A 16,382-nucleotide genomic window follows, 5' to 3' on the forward strand; every position below is an offset into this window, starting at 1 on the left:
CAGGGTGGCCCGTGGTCTGAGACACAGTGGGAAAAGGCTACTAGGCCAGACGTGCGTAACCTGTTCGGAGTAGCCAATTCAGGACAATCCAGACGACAGCGTGCGACCGCTTCGGCACGGACCGTCAGGACCGTCCGGATCCAGGGTAGGGCAGCAACGCCATCTCGCGGGCGTTTTTGATCGCGGTGGCCACCTGTTTCTGCTGCTGCGGCGTGAGGCCGGTGACCCGGCGGGCCCGGATCTTGCCCCGGTCGGAGATGAACTTGCGCAGCAGCTGGGCGTTCTTCCAGTCCACCCGCTCGATGCCCTCGGTGATCAGCGGGTTCGCCTTCTTGCGAACCGGCCGGTCGAACTTCTTCGCCATCACCGCTCCTCCTTGAAGTCGACGTGCCTGCGGGCGACGGGGTCGAACTTGCGCAGGACCAGCCGGTCCGGATCGTTGCGGCGGTTCTTGCGCGTGACATAGGTGTAGCCGGTCCCCGCGGTGGACCGCAGCTTGACGATGGGCCGCAGCTCGTTGCGCGCCATCAGAGCCGCACCCCGTCCCGCCGCAGCCGCGCGACGACGGACTCGATGCCGTGCTTGTCGATCGTGCGGATGCCCTTGACCGAGACCGTCAGGGTGATCCAGCGGCCCTCCGCGGGCAGGTAGTACCGGCGGCGCTGGATGTTGGGGTTCCAGCGCCTGCTCGTGCGCCGGTGCGAGTGCGAGACCTGCTTGCCGAAGCCCGGCTTGCGGCCGGTCACCTGGCAGACCGCGGACATGCGACCTCCATCAGATAATGGGACTCGTTTTCACCTTGCTCGCCGACAGGGTAGCGTTCGGGGCGGTCAGATGGAAATCATTGTCAACAAGGAGGCGCGGTGGAGAACCCCCGGCTCGTGCTCGTGGCCGGTCTGCCCAGGGACGCGGGCCAGGTGGCCACCCGACTGCTCGGCCCCCGGACGGCCGTGGTGCACCACGACCTGCGGCAGGCGGCGGCCGGGACGGTGCGGCGCAGGCTCAGGGTGGGCTGGGAGACCGACACCACGACGGTCGTCGACCTCGCCCACGCCTGCGTGTCCTGCACGCTGCGCGAGGACGTCCTGCCCACGATCGAACGGCTGGCGCGCCAGGTGGACACGATCGTCCTGCACCTGGACCCGATGGTCGAGCCGGAGCCGGTGTGCCGGGCGGTGCGCGCGGTCATGGACGTCCACGCCGTGATCACCGTGGTCGACGAGGGGTCGTGGCTGGCGGACGCCTCCGGCGACGAGCCGGTGCCGTTCGCCCCGGACGACGACGACCGCACGCTCGCCCAGGTCGCGGTCGGCCAGGCCGAGTGCGCCGACGTCCTGGTGCTCACCGGCGACGCCGACCGGTGGACGTCCGCGCGCACCGCGGCCGTGCTCGACCGGCTCGCCCCGGACGCGCGCCGCGTCCGGCTCGACTCGGTGACCGCGTCCGTGCTCGCCCGCGTCCGCCCGGACGCCGAGCGGGGCGAGCCGGTCGACATCCACGGCCCGCTGCTGCGCGGCCAGCCGCCGCTCGCCCCGGACTGCGGGGTGACGGTGACCCTGTTCCGCGAGCGGCGCCCGTTCCACCCCGAGCGGCTGCACGAGGCGATCGACGTGCTGCTGGAGGGCGTGGTCCGGGCCAGGGGGCGGCTGTGGGTGGCCACCCAGCCGGACGTGGCGCTGTGGCTGGAGTCCGCGGGCGGCGGGCTGCGGATCGGCGAGGCGGGCGCCTGGCTGGCCGCGCTGGACGACCGGGGCTGGGACCGCGCGCCCGCGCACCGCAGGGCCAAGGCGGCGCTGGACTGGCACCCGCGGTTCGGCGACCGGGTGCAGGAAGTGGCGGTGCTGGCCCACGACGCCGACCCGGAGCACCTGCTCGCGGTGCTGGGCCGGGCGCTGCTGACCGACGAGGAACTGGACGGCGACTGGTCGGCGCTGGCCGACCCGTTCGCCATCGCTGGAAAGGACATGACGTGAAACCCGGCATCCACCCCGACTACCACCCGGTGGTCTTCAAGGACCTGTCCACGGGGACGGCGTTCCTGACCCGCTCGACGGCGACGTCGTCGACGACGATCGAGTGGTCGGACGGCAACACCTACCCGCTGATCACCGTCGACGTCACCGCCGACTCGCACCCGTTCTGGACGGGCCAGCAGCGCGTGATGGACGCGGCAGGCCAGGTCGAGAAGTTCCGCAGGCGCTACGGGACGAGGCGCTGATGGCCGTCCCCAAGCGCAAGAAGTCGCGGTCCACCACCCGGCACCGGCGGGCGCAGTGGAAGGCGAGCGCGCCGGACCTGGTCGAGGTGCGGACCCCGGACGGGCAGCGGATCCGGGTCCCCCGTCGCCTGGTCGCAGCAGCGGAACGGGGTCTGCTCTGACCCGGAGTCGATCACGACGTACCCGATAGAGGGAACGCCGTCCCCGATGGTGTTGACCCACTAGGCACCGGCGGAGCGGTCCTGATTGCCTTGGCGCGCAGGTCGATCCGCCGGTGCGCGGCGGGGAAAGCGAGTGGGTCGTGCCGCAGCCGTTCCAGTTGCCCGAGTTCTACGTGCCCTACCCGGCGCGGCTGAACCCGAACCTCGACGCGGCCAGGGCGCACACGCGCGAGTGGGCGCGCGCGATGGACATGGTCGACGCCCCGCAGAACGGCGTGCGCATCTGGGACGAGGCCGACCTGGAGGCCCACGACTACGCCCTGCTCTGCAGCTACACCCACCCCGACGCGGACGAGCCCACCCTCAACCTCGTCACCGACTGGTACGTCTGGGTCTTCTACTTCGACGACCACTTCCTGGAGATGTTCAAGCGCACCCGCGACATCGACGGCGGCAAGGCGCACCTGGACCGGCTGAAGGCGTTCATGCCGCGCCACGGCGAGATCAGCGCCGAGCCGACCAATCCCGTCGAGCGCGGGCTAATGGACCTGTGGAACCGCACGGTCCCGCACCGGTCGGAGCACTGGCGGGCGCGGTTCATCGAGAGCACCGCCGCCCTGCTCGACGAGTCGCTCTGGGAGCTGGCCAACATCAACGCCGGGCGGGTGGCCAACCCGATCGAGTACATCGAGATGCGCCGCAAGGTCGGCGGCGCGCCGTGGTCGGCGAACCTGATCGAGCACGTCGCCGACGCCGAGGTGCCCGCCGAGGTGGCCGCGGCCCGGCCGATGCTGGTGCTGCGCGACACCTTCGCCGACGCCATCCACCTGCGCAACGACCTGTTCTCCTACGAGCGCGAGGTGCTGGACGAGGGCGAGCTGTCCAACGGCGTGCTCGTGTTCGAGACGTTCCTCGGCATCGGCACGCAGGAGGCCGCCGACCGGGTCAACGACCTGCTGACCTCCCGGCTGCACCAGTTCGACCACACCGCCGTCACCGAGGTCCCGGCGATGGCCGACGACGCCGGGCTCGGCCCAGCGGACCGGGCGGCGCTGCTGGCCTACATCAAGGGCCTGCAGGACTGGCAGTCCGGCGGGCACGAGTGGCACCTGCGCTCCAGCCGGTACATGAACGCCGACACCCGGTCCTCCGCGCTGGCCGGGCCGCTCGGGCTGGGCACGTCCGCGGCGCGGATCGTGCCGTCGCTGCTGTCGCCTCGGCGGTTCGACCGGTTCACCCACGTGCCGTTCACCCGGGTCGGGCCGCAGGGCGTGCCGCCGATCGACATGCCGTTCCCGCTGACGCTGAGCCCGCACCTGGACCACTCCCGCGACCACGTGGTCGAGTGGTCGGAGTCGATGGGGATCCTCGCGGAGGGGGTGTGGAACGAGACCAAGCTGCGCGCGTACGACCTGCCGCTGTGCGGGGCGGGGCTGCACCCGGACGCGACGGTCGACGCGCTCGACCTCACCTCCGACTGGCTCACCTGGGGCACCTACGGCGACGACTACTACCCGGTGGTGTTCGGCCGGTCGACGAACCTGGGCGCTGCCAAGGCGCTGACCGCGCGGCTGAAGACGTTCATGCCGCTGGAGGGCGACATGCCCAGGCCCGGGATCGCGCTCGAACGCGGCCTCGCCGACCTGTGGGTCCGGACGGCGACCGGGATGACCCCGGAGAACCGGGTGTCGTTCCGCACGGCAGTGACGGACATGCTCGACAGCTGGCTGTGGGAGCTGGCCAACCAGGCGCAGAACCGCATCCCGGACCCGGTGGACTACATCGAGATGCGCCGCAAGACGTTCGGGTCCGACCTGACGATGAGCCTGTGCCGCATCGGCCACGGCAGGCGCGTCCCCCCGGAGATCTACCGCACCCGCCCGGTGCGCGCGATGGAGAACGCCGCGATGGACTGGGCCACCCTGCTCAATGACGTGTTCTCCTACCAGAAGGAGATCGAGTACGAGGGCGAGATCCACAACGCGGTGCTGGTGGTGGAGAACTTCCTGGGCATCGACCGCACCGCAGCGCTGGCTGTGGTCGGGGACTTGATCGACGCGCGCATGCGGGAGTTCCGGCATGTGACCGAGAACGAGCTGCCGATCCTGTTCGAGGACTACGACCTGGGTGACGAGGCCCGCGAGACCCTGCGGAACTACGTCGGGGAGTTGCAGAACTGGATGGCGGGCATCCTCAACTGGCACGAGGGCTGCCACCGGTACACCCCGGAGGCCCTGGAGAAGCACACCGCCCCCGCCGCCGTACAGGCACTCGGCACGACCGGCCTGGGCATGACGGGCCTGGGCATCGGAACCGACCGAATCGGCACAGCCGCCCTGCGCCTCCTCCCGACGCTCCCGCGCTGAACGCCCGGATGATCAGACCGTCTGGATGGTGACATCATCTGGATGTTCAGATCATTTGGATGGTCACGCCATCTGGATGATCAGGCCATTCGAATGGTCACATCATCTGGAAGAACTCGGGCGATCCAGATGGCCAGATTATCCGGATGATGAGGTCATCTAGAGGGTCGAGCCATGTCGATTGGCCACTCGACCGAGATGGTCTGATCATCTGGATGATGCCGTCATGCGGGTCCCGGCTAGGCACGTTGAGCCCGATCGCCTCGCCCTCAATTTCAGATGATGACATCGTTTGGATGTTGTGGGCATCTGAGGCGGGCGGGGACGCCCAGATGATGCGGGCATGCGAATTTGAGATGGTGCGGTCATCTGGAGGGTGGTTCAGATGACCGCACCATCTGGCGGAGTGGTCCGGGTTTGTGTGTGGGGTCTACTGGGCGGCGGGGAGTCCATTGAGGAAGTCGGTGAGGGCCGCGTTGAAGACCTCTGGGCGTTCCAGGTTGGGCATGTGGGCGGCGCCGTCCACTACGACCAGGTGGCCGTTGGGGAGGGCGTCGGCGGTTTCCCTGGCGATCGGGACCGGGGTGAACTCGTCCTCCGCGCCCACCACGACCAGGCCGGGGACCTTGGCCGCGCGCAGGCTGGGCAGGTAGTCCGGGCGGTCGGCGCGACCGCGTTGGGCCGCTGCCGCACCGGCGGCGGGGGCGGCCGCCATCATCGGGAGGACGACGGCGCCCACCTCCGGGTTGTTCGGCGACACCATCTTCCAGATGACGTCGTCGGCATAGCCGCGCATGCCCTCGCGGTCCAGTTGGTCGGCCATGGCGATGCGGTTGCGGCGGGACTCGGGGGTCTCCGGGTGCGGGGTCGTGTCGGCCAGCACCATGCCGCGGACTCGATCGGGGTGCAGGCGGTGGAACTCCATCACCAGCTGGCCGCCCATAGACAGTCCACACAGGACCACCGAGGGCACATCCAGCGCGTCCAGGAGTTCGACCAGGTCGGCGATGTGGGTGGCGAACGGCACCGTGCCCGGGGTCACCGGGCTCTCGCCGTAGCCGCGCAGGTCCGGCGCTATCGCGCGGAAGCCCAGCTCGGGCAGCAGCGCCAGCTGCGGGCGCCACATCGAGCGGTCGAACGGATGTCCGTGCACCAGCAGGACCGCGGGGCCGGAACCGGCGTCGTCGTACGTCAGCACCCTTCCGACGATAACCGAACCGGCTACCAATCCCACCTGAGGAGATAACGCCCCGGCTGGGCGTCCGCCGTGGTGAGCTGGGCGCTGAGCGAGGCGTCCAGGCGCAGCGGCTCGGCGCGGGCCACGGCGCCGCCGCCGTTGCGGTGCTCCCAGCGGCAGCGGGACGGGCGGGCGGCGCGGTCGAAGACGACCTCCAGGTGCAGGTCCCGCACGGGATAGCGGAGCTTGCGCTCGTAGTGGTCGCTGCGCTTGCCCGTGGGCGGGCAGTACAGCTCGTACTCCACGAGGATCGCCTCGCTGCGCGACAGTTCGCGGTCGAACTGCAGGGCGGCGACCATGCGGCCGTGCGCCGCGTCGTAGAACGAGCGGGCGACCGTGCAGTGGCGCAGCGGGCGCAGGCGCGGGCCGATGCGGTGCGGGGCGTCCAGGGCGAAGGCGACGACCACCTCGCGCACCCCGGCGCGTTCGGCGCGCAGGACCTGGCGGACGCGGACGAGCCGCTCGGCGCGGTCGGGGCCGATGCGCACCAGGTCGTGCTGGCTGACCCGGGTCAGGTGGCGGTCGTGGCCCTCGTCGATGCGGCGCAGCAGCAGCGACATGGTCGCGTCGTTGGGCCACACGGCCTCGGGCGAGAGGTCGACGCGTCTGCGCCTGCCACGCGGACGCGGGGCGCCGAGCAGCCCGACCAGCGCGCCGTCGGGAACGCCCACCACCTGCTCCAGCACGCCGAGCGCGACCAGGGACTCCCGCCGCTCCGGGCGGCTGCGGCCGGACTGCCAGTGGCTGAGCGCGGCGACACTGACCGCGCAGCCGTGCTTGGCCAGCCGGGTGCGGATGCGCTCCAGGCTGAGCCCGCTGCGGTGGATCGCCGCGCGCAGGGCCACCTCGAACGGTCCGGTGGCGAGCACGTCGGAGAAGTCCTGCTGTTCGACCGACATCGTCTCTCCGCCTCGGCCCTCCCCCAACGCGATTCGGACGGCGGAACTGTAGCCCGGCACCGCATCCGGGTTCGACAACCCGCTCGCGCCGATGATTGTCCGGCGCAGGTGGGCCGCCGTGCACGCGCCTTTCGAAGAGTTCCACAGATTACGGTTTGGTGGGAAACTCACCAGGACCAGCGGATCCCGGTGATCCCCGGCGGCACGTCGCCGCAGACGATGTGCGGCGCGCGGGTGCGCTCCAGGGCGTGCTCCTCGTCGTCGCGGTACTCCGCGCAGGCCGACGGGGCCACCCCGGGGTCGAAGACGACCTGCAGGACGTAGTTCTGCGCGCTGCGGGCGAAGCGGCGCTCGACGTAGGTCGTCGGCTCGCTGGGCGCGGTGGCCAGCACGTAGTCGACCACCGCGGTCTCGCCGGGGCGCAGCGCGCGGCCGAACATGATCTGGGCGTTCATCAGGCCGGTCTCGTCGTGCGTGCGGACCGCGCCGAGCCAGCCGGAGACGACCCGCTCGAACCGGGGGATCTCGCGGTCGCTCGGCGAGCCCGCCGCGGTGATGTGCAGCCGGTCCACCCCGGGCACCTCCGCGCGCACGACGACGCGGGTGTGGACGCGCCGGGCGAGACCGTCGCGATCGACGAACTGTTGATCGTGCACCGACAGGTAGGAAAGCCTGCGCGGCGGCGGGCAGCCCAGGTCGCCGAGGATCTCCGGCAGCCGCTCGGGATCGACGTTCCACAACCGGTCGAACCCGATGACGCCGCCGCGGTCGGCGGCCCAGCGCCCGCGCGGCCGCTTCGGGCCGAGGAGGGCGACCAGGCCGCCGGGGCGCACGTTCAGCATCGCCTCCAGCTCGCGCACCGCGCGGATGGACGCGGGCCGCTCCGGGCGGCTGCGGCCGCGGCGCCAGTAGCTCAGCGTGGAGAGGCTGACGTCGAGCCCCTTGGCGCGCAGGCGCTCGCGGATGCGGTCGAGGGTCAGCCCGCTGTCGTCGACCGCCCGGGACAGCGCCGCGGCGAACCGGTCAGGGTGCCGCCTGCCGGGTTCCATCTGGTGATCCTCCCCCGCCTCGAAGTGCGGCACAGTATGGCGGGAGACGGCGATCTTCGTAGTGACTCAGGACACATGAGCCTTTCTCGCTAGAGCGCGGCGGCGAGTCGCGTGCCCTGGTCGATGGCGCGCTTGGCGTCGAGTTCGGCGGCGACGTCCGCGCCACCGATGAGGTGCACCGGGATCTCGCCCAACTGGCTGGCGAGATCGCGCACGGATTCCTGGCCCGCGCACACGACGATCGTGTCGACGGCGAGCGTGCGCGGGTTCTCCCGCTTGGGGCCGAAGGTGATGTGCAGGCCGTCGTCGTCGACGCGCTCGTAGTTTACGCCGGTGATCTGCTCCACGCCCTTGCTCTTCAGCGCGGCGCGGTGCACCCATCCGGTCGTCTTGCCGAGCCCGGCGCCGATCCGGGATGTCTTGCGCTGCAACAGGTACACGTGGCGAGGTGACGCGGAAGGGCGCGGCGCCACCAGTCCGTCCGGGCCGACGCCCCACTCCGCGCGCCACGCGGCGAGGTCGAGGGCCGGGGACTCGGCGTGGGTCAGGTACTCGCTGACGTCCACGCCGATGCCGCCCGCGCCGATCACCGCGACCCGCGCGCCCACCGGGGCCCCATGCCTGACCACGTCCACATAGGACAACACACTCGGGTGGTCGATGCCGGGGATGTCCGGCACCCGGGGGGCGACCCCGGTGGCCAGGACGACCTCGTCGAAGCCGGTGAGGTCGGCGGGCGTGGCGCGGACGCCGAGTCGCACGTGGACGCCGGTGAGGTCGAGCTGGCGCTCGTAGTAGCGGATGGTCTCGGCGAACTCCTCCTTGCCCGGGATGCGCCGGGCGATGTCGAACTGCCCGCCGATGTGGTCGGCGGCCTCGAACAGCTCGACCCGGTGGCCGCGGCCCGCCAGGGTGACCGCGGCGGACAGTCCCGCCGGGCCCGCCCCGACGACGGCGACGCGCTTGGCGCGGCGGGCGGGCGCGAGCACCAGTTCGGTCTCCCGCGCCGCGCGCGGGTTGACCATGCAGGTGGCGCGGCGGTTGCCGAAGATGTGGTCCAGGCACGCCTGGTTGCAGGCGATGCAGGTGTTGATCTCGTCGGCCCGGTTCTGCTCCGCCTTGCGGACCCAGTCGGGGTCGGCGAGCATCGGGCGGGCCATGGACACCAGGTCCGCGCCCCCGCTGGCCAGGATCTCCTCGGCGACCTGCGGCATGTTGATCCGGTTGGTGGCCACGACCGGGATGCCGACGTGCGGCTTGAACGCCCGGGTGACGTCGGTGAACGCCGCGCGCGGCACCGAGGTGACGATGGTGGGCACGCGGGCCTCGTGCCAGCCGATGCCGGTGTTGATGATGGTCGCGCCCGCGGCCTCGACCTCCGCGCCGAGCGCGGTGATCTCGTCCCAGGTCTGGCCGTCCTCCACCAGTTCGGCCATCGACAGCCGGTAGACGATGATGAAGTCCGGGCCCACCGCCGCGCGGGTCCGGCGGACGATCTCGACGGCCATGCGGCGGCGGTTCTCCGGGGAGCCGCCCCAGCGGTCGGCGCGCTTGTTGGTGCGCGGGGCGAGGAACTGGTTGATGAGGTAGCCCTCGGAGCCCATGATCTCGACGCCGTCGTACCCGGCCTCCCTGGCCAGCGCGGCGCAGCGGACGAAGGCGTCGATCTGGGCGCGGACACCCCGGTCGGACAGCGCCCTCGGGGTGAACGGGTTGATCGGGGCCTTGATCGCCGACGCGGACACGCTGAACGGGTGGTAGGCGTAGCGGCCTGCGTGCAGGATCTGCAGGGCGATCTTGCCGCCCTCGGCGTGCACGGCCTCGGTGACCGGCCGGTGGCGGCGGGCCTCCGAGGCGGTGGTCAGCTTGCCGGAGAACGGCTTGAGCCAGCCGGTGCGGTTGGGCGCGTACCCGCCGGTGATGATCAGGCCGACGCCGCCGCGGGCGCGTTCGGCGAAGTAGGCGGCCAGCTTGGGCAGGTCGCGGGCGCGGTCCTCCAGCCCGGTGTGCATCGAGCCCATGACGACCCGGTTGCGCAGGGTCGTGAAACCCAGGTCGAGCGGGGACAGCAGGGTGGGGTATTCGCTCATGACGGCTCCATGGCGCCGAGCACTTCGCCGCACCAGGCGACGAAGGCCTCCTCCGCGGCGATGCCGCCGCGCAGGACGAGGTACTGGTGCAGGGTCTGGCCGGTGTGCGCCGGACCGTCGGGGAAGTCGGCCGCCTCGATGGCCCGGTAGGCCGCGAGGCGCTCGGCGTGGACCCGCCGGTGCCGCCGCACCTCGGCGACGACGGCCGCCGGGTCGCCGAAGCCCGCGCCGCGGATCTTCACGGCGAGGTCGGTGCGCAGTTCGACGGGCTCGCCGGGCTCGGCCAGCCAGCGCGCGAGTTCGTCGCGGCCGTCGGCGCTGACGGAGTAGACCTTCTTGTCCGGCCTGCCCTCCTGGGCGACGTGCTCGACGGTGACCCAGCCCTCGTCGAGCATCCGCTTGAGGACGCGGTAGATCTGCTGGTGAGTGGCGCGCCAGAAGAACCCGATCGACTTGTCGAACCGTCGGGTCAGCTCGTACCCGGACCCCGCCCGCTCCCGCAGCGAGACCAGGATCGCGTGCTCCAGCGCCATGTACCGGAGGGTAACTTCGCGGGCGGACCATGTGCAACTAGGTGCATATCACGCCTCGGCCTGCGGAACGACCTGCCGGGCGCCCACGCCGAGGGAAAACTCGAAAAGCTCGAATTGCGGGACAATTGTCGATCAGATGGCGCATTGACCGCCGTGAAGCCGGGTCGATAGCGTGATTGCCGGGGGAACTCTTCCGCGCGGTCCGATCACCCGCGCGCCTCCGCGCTTATGCGCTGAATTCTTCTTATCGACTCTCCATTGAATGGAATGATTCCTGTGCGCTCATTCACCTGGCTCGCGCCGGTCGGCGCCGCGGCCGCGCTCATGCTGGCCGCGGCGGGCGTCGCGACCGCGATGCCGGTCCCAACCGTCTCCGTCTCGCCTTCGGGCCCCTACACCGACGGCCAGACCGTCACGGTGTCGCTGTCCGGGTTCGCCACCTCGACGTCGGCGGTCCTGGAGCAGTGCCACAACCTGTCGGGCGTGGACTACTGCGACCCGACCACCCAGAGCGGCCTCAGCCTCAGCGGCGGCGCGGGCAGCACCACGTACACGCTGAACCAGGACTATTCGGGCGAGGACGCCTCCGGAAACCCGTCGCTGGCCGCGTGCGAGTTCAGCTACTGCTTCATCAGAGCGACCAGCAACACCGGGCTCGTCGCCACTTCCGGGCGACTGGTCTTCTGATCCAGCCGAATTCCGGGCGGGATCGGCGCCTTTCCGGTCCCGCCCGGAATTCGCGCCGCCCGGGAAGTCCGCGCCGGTTCGTGGGTCCGGCCGAGGCGCGCCCGCGCTGGGCCGTTCAGCGGTACCCGGTGGCGGGTCGGGTTCTCCTGGTCACCGAGGTCGCGGCCGCCGGCCGCCCGCGCAGGGCCACCCCCATAAAGTTCCGTACCCCTACGGATACCGACCCTGATTGTTCCCTACCGGGTGTCACTCGAAAGTGACCTGCAGCGAGTGGCCGTCGACCCTGCCTAGAGGCGGCTGTTCCTGATCCGGAAAGGAACCAACGTGAAACGTACACCACGGTCCGTGGGCCTCCTGGCCTTGGCCGCGGCGACGGTGCTGGTGCCGCTCGGCACGACCATCGCGCTGGCGGCCGGGGAAAGCGGCTCCGCGAACGTGCCCGCGGCCAACTACGAGGGCGACACCGTCTCCACCGCCCCCGACAGCGACGCCGGTGCGTACTTCTACAACGGTCAGGACGCGACCGTCAGTGAGTTCCCCGGGATCATCGCGGGCATCCGCGCGGGGGGCACCCGTCCCGAGGGCCAGTCCTGCACCGGCACGGTCGTGGCGCCGCGCAAGATCCTCACCGCCGCGCACTGCAAGGACATCTCCGGCGAGAAGAGCTACGTCTACGGCCTCAACAACCTGGACGACTTCAACGGCGGTTCCGGCCCGGGCGAGCACTACCGGGTCGTCGACTACAAGCAGCACCCCAGCTACGTCAACTTCGACCAGGGCTACGACGTCGCGGTCGTCACCGTCGACCGGGACATCCAGCTGCAGGGCGGCGCCGCCTACCCGCAGGTCGCCACCTCGGCCGACAGCGGGATCTGGGCCGTGGGCGACAACGGCCAGGGCTTCGGCTACGGCAAGAAGACCCACAACGACAGCCCGGCCGACGTCACCCTCGACAAGGCCACCCTGCCGATCGTCAACGGCGACTCGCAGTGCCAGGGCGTCGGCGCCGGGTTCAAGTCCGCGACCATGATCTGCGCGGGCTACGCCGACGGCCGCACCACGATCCTGCAGGGCGACTCCGGCGGCCCGTTCATCGTCGACGGCAAGATCGTCGGCATCGCGTCCTGGAGTCGGTCGGACTTCCGCTGGTACAGCATCTACGGTCGCCTCGACAACGCGATGGGCGACTGGGTCAAGCAGGAGATCGGCGACGTCAACAACCCGACCGAGTTCAGCGTCACGGTCAAGCCCGCGTCCGGCTCGGTCGCCGCGGGCAACCACCTGTCGGTCGAGGTCGACACCGAGGCGGGCGACCTGGGCTCGGCGGACGCCAAGCTGACCACCTCCGGCGTCCCGTCCGGCGTGCAGGCCGTGTTCCAGAACGACCAGGTGACGCTGGGCGAGTCGGCGAAGCTGACCTTCGACGCGTCGACCAGCGCGGCCAACGGCACGCACGAGATCACCGTGACGGCGACGACCACGGACGGCAAGACCGCGTCCGGGAAGTTCAGCCTCACCGTGACCGACGGCAACCAGCAGCCGCCGGGCGAGTTCAGCCTCGGCGCGTCGCCGAACTCGGTGACCGTCGGCGCGGGCAAGACCGTCTCCACCACGGTGACGAGCAACGCGGGCAACGACGGCAGCGAGACCATCAGCCTGACGACCTCCGGCGTGCCGAGCGGTGTCACGGCGCAGCTGCAGCCCACCAGCATCACCACGGGCAACAACGCCAAGCTGTCGTTCACCGCGGGCAGCACCGTCACCTCGGGCACCCACACGGTGACCGTCACCGGCACCGACAGCACGGGCAAGACGGCCACGACGACCGTCACGCTCAAGGTCGAGGGCCAGCCCGGCGGCGGCTCCGTCACCGTGACGGCCAACCCGACCAGCGGCAGCGGCTGGCAGGGCTCGCTGATCCAGACCCGGGTCAGCGCGCGCGGCGGCACCGGCAACCTGACGCTGTCGGCCACCGGCGTCCCGGCGGGCACCCAGGTCTACTGGAACCCGCAGACCATCGCCCAGGGCGGCAGCAGCGACGTCTGGTTCTTCACCAACTTCCAGACGGCGCCGGGCACCTACCGGATCGCGATCAAGGCGACCGCGGCGGACGGGAGCACGGGCACGACCACGTTCACGATGACGGTCACGTCCTTCGCCTACTCGAACGGCCGCGAGTCCAAGGCCTGGTAATCGACACACGGCAGTGACGGCAGGCCCCGCCGCCCTCGGCGTCCGGGGCCTGCCGTTTCGGCTTGCCTGAGGAGTCCTCCCATGACCATGGACACCTTCCCCGCCGTGCTCGACCGCACGATCGAGCGCAGCGGGATGAGCCTCGAACACCTGCAGCGTCGGCTGTCCCAGCGCGGCATCCGGGTCAGCCTGTCGACGCTGAGCTACTGGCGGCGCGGCCGCACGCGCCCGGAGCGCCCGGAGTCGCTGCGCGCGGTGGAGGCGATGGAGGACGTGCTGGACCTCCCCCGCGGCCACCTGGGCTCGCTGCTCGGCCCGCGCAAGCCCCGCGGCCGCTGGGCCGCGCGCGCAGGTGCGACCCGCGAGCCGGAGGCGCTGTGGCGCGACACCGGCGGCCTGGCCACCGCGCTGTCCTCTTTGGACGACCCGGTGCCGGGCACCCTGACCTACCTGTCGGTGCACGACCACCACCACGTCGGCCAGGACCGCAGGGACAGCCACACCGTCATCCGGATGGTCCTGCGCGCGGAGGCGAACGGCATGCGCTCCTGCGTCGTGCTGCACCGCGCGGAGGACGCCGACCGCGCGCTGCCGGTCCTGGTGGCGGGCGCGGGCTGCGTGGTCGGCCGGGTGCGGGCCCAGACCGCCAGCCGCTTCACCGTCGCGGAGATCCTGTTCGACCGGACCCTGTCCACCGGCCAGACCGCCGTGGTGGAGTACGAGGTGCGCTGGTTCGGCACCACGACGACCACCCGCTACAGCCGGGCGATGCGCCGCGACCCGCGCTCGTACCTGGCGCAGGTCAGCTTCCACCCGTCGGCGCCGCCCGCGGAGTGCCACGCCTTCACCCAGGCGGACGCGTGGGCGCCGGAGATGGGCGGCGGCCAGCTGCGCCTGGGCGCCTTCGCGGGGGTGCACACCCTGGTGACCGACCCGGCCGCCCCGATCGTCGGCATCCGCTGGCGGTGGTGAACGACCAGCCGCGAGCTGGTGAGGGAAGTGCGCTGGCCTTCGGTGGGTCAGGCGAGGGCGGTCAGCCAGTCGCCGGGAAGTTCGACGGCGAGGCCGCCGGGGTTGATCAGGATGACGGCGCCCGGGAGCAGGGGGAGCAGGGCGCGGGCGGTGACGTCGACGGGGGTCTGCGCGGCGGGCGGCAGGTGCGCGGGTGAGGTGAACAGCGCGAGGCAGCGCCTGCCGTCCGGGCGGACCGCGGTCACCGGCACGCCCGTTTCGTCGGTCTCGATCAGGAAGCGGGTGTCGAGTGCGGCGGCGGCCAGCGTGTCGCGGGGGAGCCAGTCGGCGGCGGCGTAGGCCAGCAGGCGCTCGAAGGCGTTGTGGGGCTGGGGGAAGCCGCGCCGGGTGGGGCCGGGCCGGTATTCCGGGTTGACGTAGGTCTCCCCGGTCGGCTCGCCCGTCGGGCCGACGCGGTACGCGCCGAGGTAGACGTGTGGGGGCATGCCCCGCAGGAGGCGGGGGTCGGCATCCGGGTCGGGGAGCCAGACCCAGCCGTTGGGGGTGCGCAGGGCCTCGGCGCGCAGGGCGTCGGTGATGGGCGGCAGCGGGTTGAGCACCAGCCTGCCCGCCAGGTAGGCGACGGCGTCCTCCACGTCGCCGAAGCGCCTGCCGCGGTCGTCGCGGTACACGCGGTACCAGTCGCCGTCGCGGACCAGGCACCACACGCCGTCCCGGTGTTCGCCGAGCGAGCAGGCTCCCGGGAAGCGCTGGACGACGGGCGCGACGGCAGCGGCGAACTCCGCGTCCGGCCCCTCCCACGGCCTGCCGGACGCCAGCGCGGCGGCGCGGCCCATCGCGATGCGGGGCACCTCCTCGGGCAGGCGGTAACGCTGGTTGCGGATGTGGTCGACCAGGCCGATCACCGGCGGCACCCCGTGCCTGTCCAGGTAATGCGCCACGGCGGCGGACCAGACCCAGCGGCCGTCCGTGTGGAAGGCCATCGGGACGGCGGGCTCGCCGGTGAACTCGTCGTCGGCCGTGCCGACGGCGGACAGCACCACAGGGGCGTTCTCCAGGTACCGCAGGATGCCCACCGCCTCCCGGGCGTCCACCGCCGCCCGGTGCCACACCGGCCTCCCGTCGGCGTCGCGGCCGTCGAAGAGCCGGGCCATCTCGCAGTCCGTCGGTTCGTCGGCGTCGCCGACCTGCTGGCGCCGCAGGACCTCCAACCCCGCCTCGACCTGCCAGGCGGGCAACAGGTCGGGCCTCGGGTGCACGGGCAGCAGCCGCCAGTCATCGGCCAGGTGCCGCGCCGCCGACCCGGCATCGGACCGCACCCGCCACCGCGGCGGCCGGTCGACCACGTAGTCGGCCTCGACCGGCTGCCCCGGCCGCAAGACGAACCGCGCGGTGAACCACTTCGGGTGCAGACTGCGATGGTGGCGCAGCCGCAGCCGGTGCAGCCACTGCCCGACGATCGCGGGCGGCGACCACGACACGACCCCGCCGTCCGCGTCCGTGACGGTCGCGCTCACTTCCATGCGCCGCACGGTGATCCGGCACTCCAGCCGCACTTCCCGCCATCCGGGCGGCGCGCTCGCGGCGATCGCGTCCATTGTGGCCAGTCGGACGACCTCGCGGTCCGGGTCCGGTGTGGACGCTCCGGTGAGCAGGGCGGGCGTCCACGCACCGGGCAACGGCGGCGCGACGCGGAGCTGCACCAGCCCGCCATCGCCGACGCAGCCCGCCACCGGGTCCGCGTCCACCCGCTCGCCGTCGTCCGTCCACGTGGACAGGTGGAACACCGACTCGAACAGCGAGCGCCGGACCTGGCGGACGGCGCGGCCGTCCGCCAAGGTGACGACAGGACCGTCCAGCGGCACGTCGGGCGCGACGAACGCCGCCGCACCCGGCCCGTCCTCGAACCGGAACACCCGGTCGCCCACCACGGCCAGGTCGGCGGTGGTCATCGTGGCGCCGGGCGACTGCCCGCCA

The 16,382-nt window shown here is 71.7% G+C and carries 16 protein-coding genes; 7 read left to right on the forward strand and 9 right to left on the reverse strand.

Going from position 1 to position 16,382, the window contains the following annotated elements; translation table 11 throughout:
- Positions 1-124: 124 nt before the first annotated feature.
- The 3 genes from rpsR to rpmB are packed head-to-tail and all read right to left on the reverse strand — an operon-like array spanning position 125 to position 764.
- Entirely contained in the window at positions 125-364 is a 240-nt protein-coding gene (rpsR, locus tag IEY98_RS01930; protein ID WP_189208543.1) for a 30S ribosomal protein S18, read from the reverse strand.
- A complete protein-coding gene (gene rpmG, locus IEY98_RS01935; RefSeq protein ID WP_189208544.1) occupies positions 364-528 on the reverse strand; it encodes a 50S ribosomal protein L33 in 165 nt (54 codons plus the stop codon). Before rpmG ends, rpsR begins: the two co-directional genes overlap by 1 nt.
- A complete protein-coding gene (gene rpmB, locus IEY98_RS01940; RefSeq protein WP_189208545.1) occupies positions 528-764 on the reverse strand; it encodes a 50S ribosomal protein L28 in 237 nt (78 codons plus the stop codon). Before rpmB ends, rpmG begins: the two co-directional genes overlap by 1 nt.
- Before the next feature lie 99 nt (positions 765-863).
- On the opposite strand from rpmB, the gene mrf reads away from it, so the two are divergent.
- From mrf to IEY98_RS01960, 4 genes are all read left to right on the forward strand, one after another.
- On the forward strand, positions 864-1,973 hold the full coding sequence (gene mrf, locus IEY98_RS01945; protein WP_189208546.1) for a ribosome hibernation factor-recruiting GTPase MRF: 1,110 nt from the start codon (positions 864-866) through the stop codon (positions 1,971-1,973).
- On the forward strand, positions 1,970-2,218 hold the full coding sequence (locus tag IEY98_RS01950; RefSeq protein ID WP_189208547.1) for a type B 50S ribosomal protein L31: 249 nt from the start codon (positions 1,970-1,972) through the stop codon (positions 2,216-2,218). The genes mrf and IEY98_RS01950 overlap by 4 nt, the downstream gene beginning before the upstream one ends.
- Positions 2,218-2,379, forward strand: coding sequence for a 50S ribosomal protein L32 (gene rpmF / locus IEY98_RS01955; protein WP_189208548.1), 162 nt, complete (start codon positions 2,218-2,220; stop codon positions 2,377-2,379). The genes IEY98_RS01950 and rpmF overlap by 1 nt, the downstream gene beginning before the upstream one ends.
- Before the next feature lie 140 nt (positions 2,380-2,519).
- The gene (locus IEY98_RS01960) at positions 2,520-4,745 is read left to right on the forward strand and encodes a terpene synthase family protein (RefSeq protein WP_189208549.1); all 2,226 of its coding nucleotides are present in this window, start codon (positions 2,520-2,522) and stop codon (positions 4,743-4,745) included.
- Between the two features lie 430 nt (positions 4,746-5,175).
- Here IEY98_RS01960 and IEY98_RS01965 read toward each other — a convergent pair whose 3' ends face one another.
- The 5 genes from IEY98_RS01965 to IEY98_RS01985 form a co-directional block, all read right to left on the reverse strand.
- Positions 5,176-5,943 (reverse strand): alpha/beta fold hydrolase, encoded by a 768-nt coding sequence (locus IEY98_RS01965; RefSeq protein WP_229786468.1) that lies wholly within the window; start codon positions 5,941-5,943, stop codon positions 5,176-5,178.
- A 23-nt stretch (positions 5,944-5,966) separates the two neighbouring features.
- Positions 5,967-6,881 carry an XRE family transcriptional regulator gene (locus IEY98_RS01970; RefSeq protein ID WP_189208550.1) on the reverse strand — a complete coding sequence of 305 codons (915 nt, stop codon included), beginning with the start codon at positions 6,879-6,881 and terminating at the stop codon, positions 5,967-5,969.
- A 167-nt stretch (positions 6,882-7,048) separates the two neighbouring features.
- The gene (locus tag IEY98_RS01975; RefSeq protein ID WP_189208551.1) at positions 7,049-7,930 is read right to left on the reverse strand and encodes a helix-turn-helix transcriptional regulator; all 882 of its coding nucleotides are present in this window, start codon (positions 7,928-7,930) and stop codon (positions 7,049-7,051) included.
- An 89-nt stretch (positions 7,931-8,019) separates the two neighbouring features.
- Positions 8,020-10,020 (reverse strand): NADPH-dependent 2,4-dienoyl-CoA reductase, encoded by a 2,001-nt coding sequence (locus IEY98_RS01980; RefSeq protein ID WP_189208552.1) that lies wholly within the window; start codon positions 10,018-10,020, stop codon positions 8,020-8,022.
- Positions 10,017-10,553, reverse strand: a complete 537-nt coding sequence (locus IEY98_RS01985; protein ID WP_189208553.1) for a PadR family transcriptional regulator — start codon at positions 10,551-10,553, stop codon at positions 10,017-10,019. Before IEY98_RS01985 ends, IEY98_RS01980 begins: the two co-directional genes overlap by 4 nt.
- Before the next feature lie 276 nt (positions 10,554-10,829).
- On the opposite strand from IEY98_RS01985, the gene IEY98_RS01990 reads away from it, so the two are divergent.
- The 3 genes from IEY98_RS01990 to IEY98_RS02000 all read left to right on the forward strand — a co-directional run bounded on the left by IEY98_RS01990 (position 10,830) and on the right by IEY98_RS02000 (position 14,405).
- Complete coding sequence (locus IEY98_RS01990) at positions 10,830-11,240, forward strand: neocarzinostatin apoprotein domain-containing protein (protein WP_189208554.1); 411 nt, start codon at positions 10,830-10,832, stop codon at positions 11,238-11,240.
- 345 nt (positions 11,241-11,585) lie between these two features.
- Positions 11,586-13,433 (forward strand): trypsin-like serine protease, encoded by a 1,848-nt coding sequence (locus tag IEY98_RS01995; protein ID WP_229786469.1) that lies wholly within the window; start codon positions 11,586-11,588, stop codon positions 13,431-13,433.
- A gap of 81 nt (positions 13,434-13,514) precedes the next feature.
- Positions 13,515-14,405 carry a helix-turn-helix domain-containing protein gene (locus IEY98_RS02000; RefSeq protein ID WP_189208555.1) on the forward strand — a complete coding sequence of 297 codons (891 nt, stop codon included), beginning with the start codon at positions 13,515-13,517 and terminating at the stop codon, positions 14,403-14,405.
- Between the two features lie 47 nt (positions 14,406-14,452).
- On the opposite strand, the gene IEY98_RS02005 is transcribed toward IEY98_RS02000, so the two are convergent.
- On the reverse strand, positions 14,453-16,357 hold the full coding sequence (locus IEY98_RS02005; RefSeq protein ID WP_189208556.1) for an SseB family protein: 1,905 nt from the start codon (positions 16,355-16,357) through the stop codon (positions 14,453-14,455).
- Positions 16,358-16,382: the final 25 nt, after the last annotated feature.

This window comes from Actinokineospora fastidiosa, assembly GCF_014648415.1.
Lineage (GTDB): Bacteria > Actinomycetota > Actinomycetes > Mycobacteriales > Pseudonocardiaceae > Actinokineospora > Actinokineospora fastidiosa.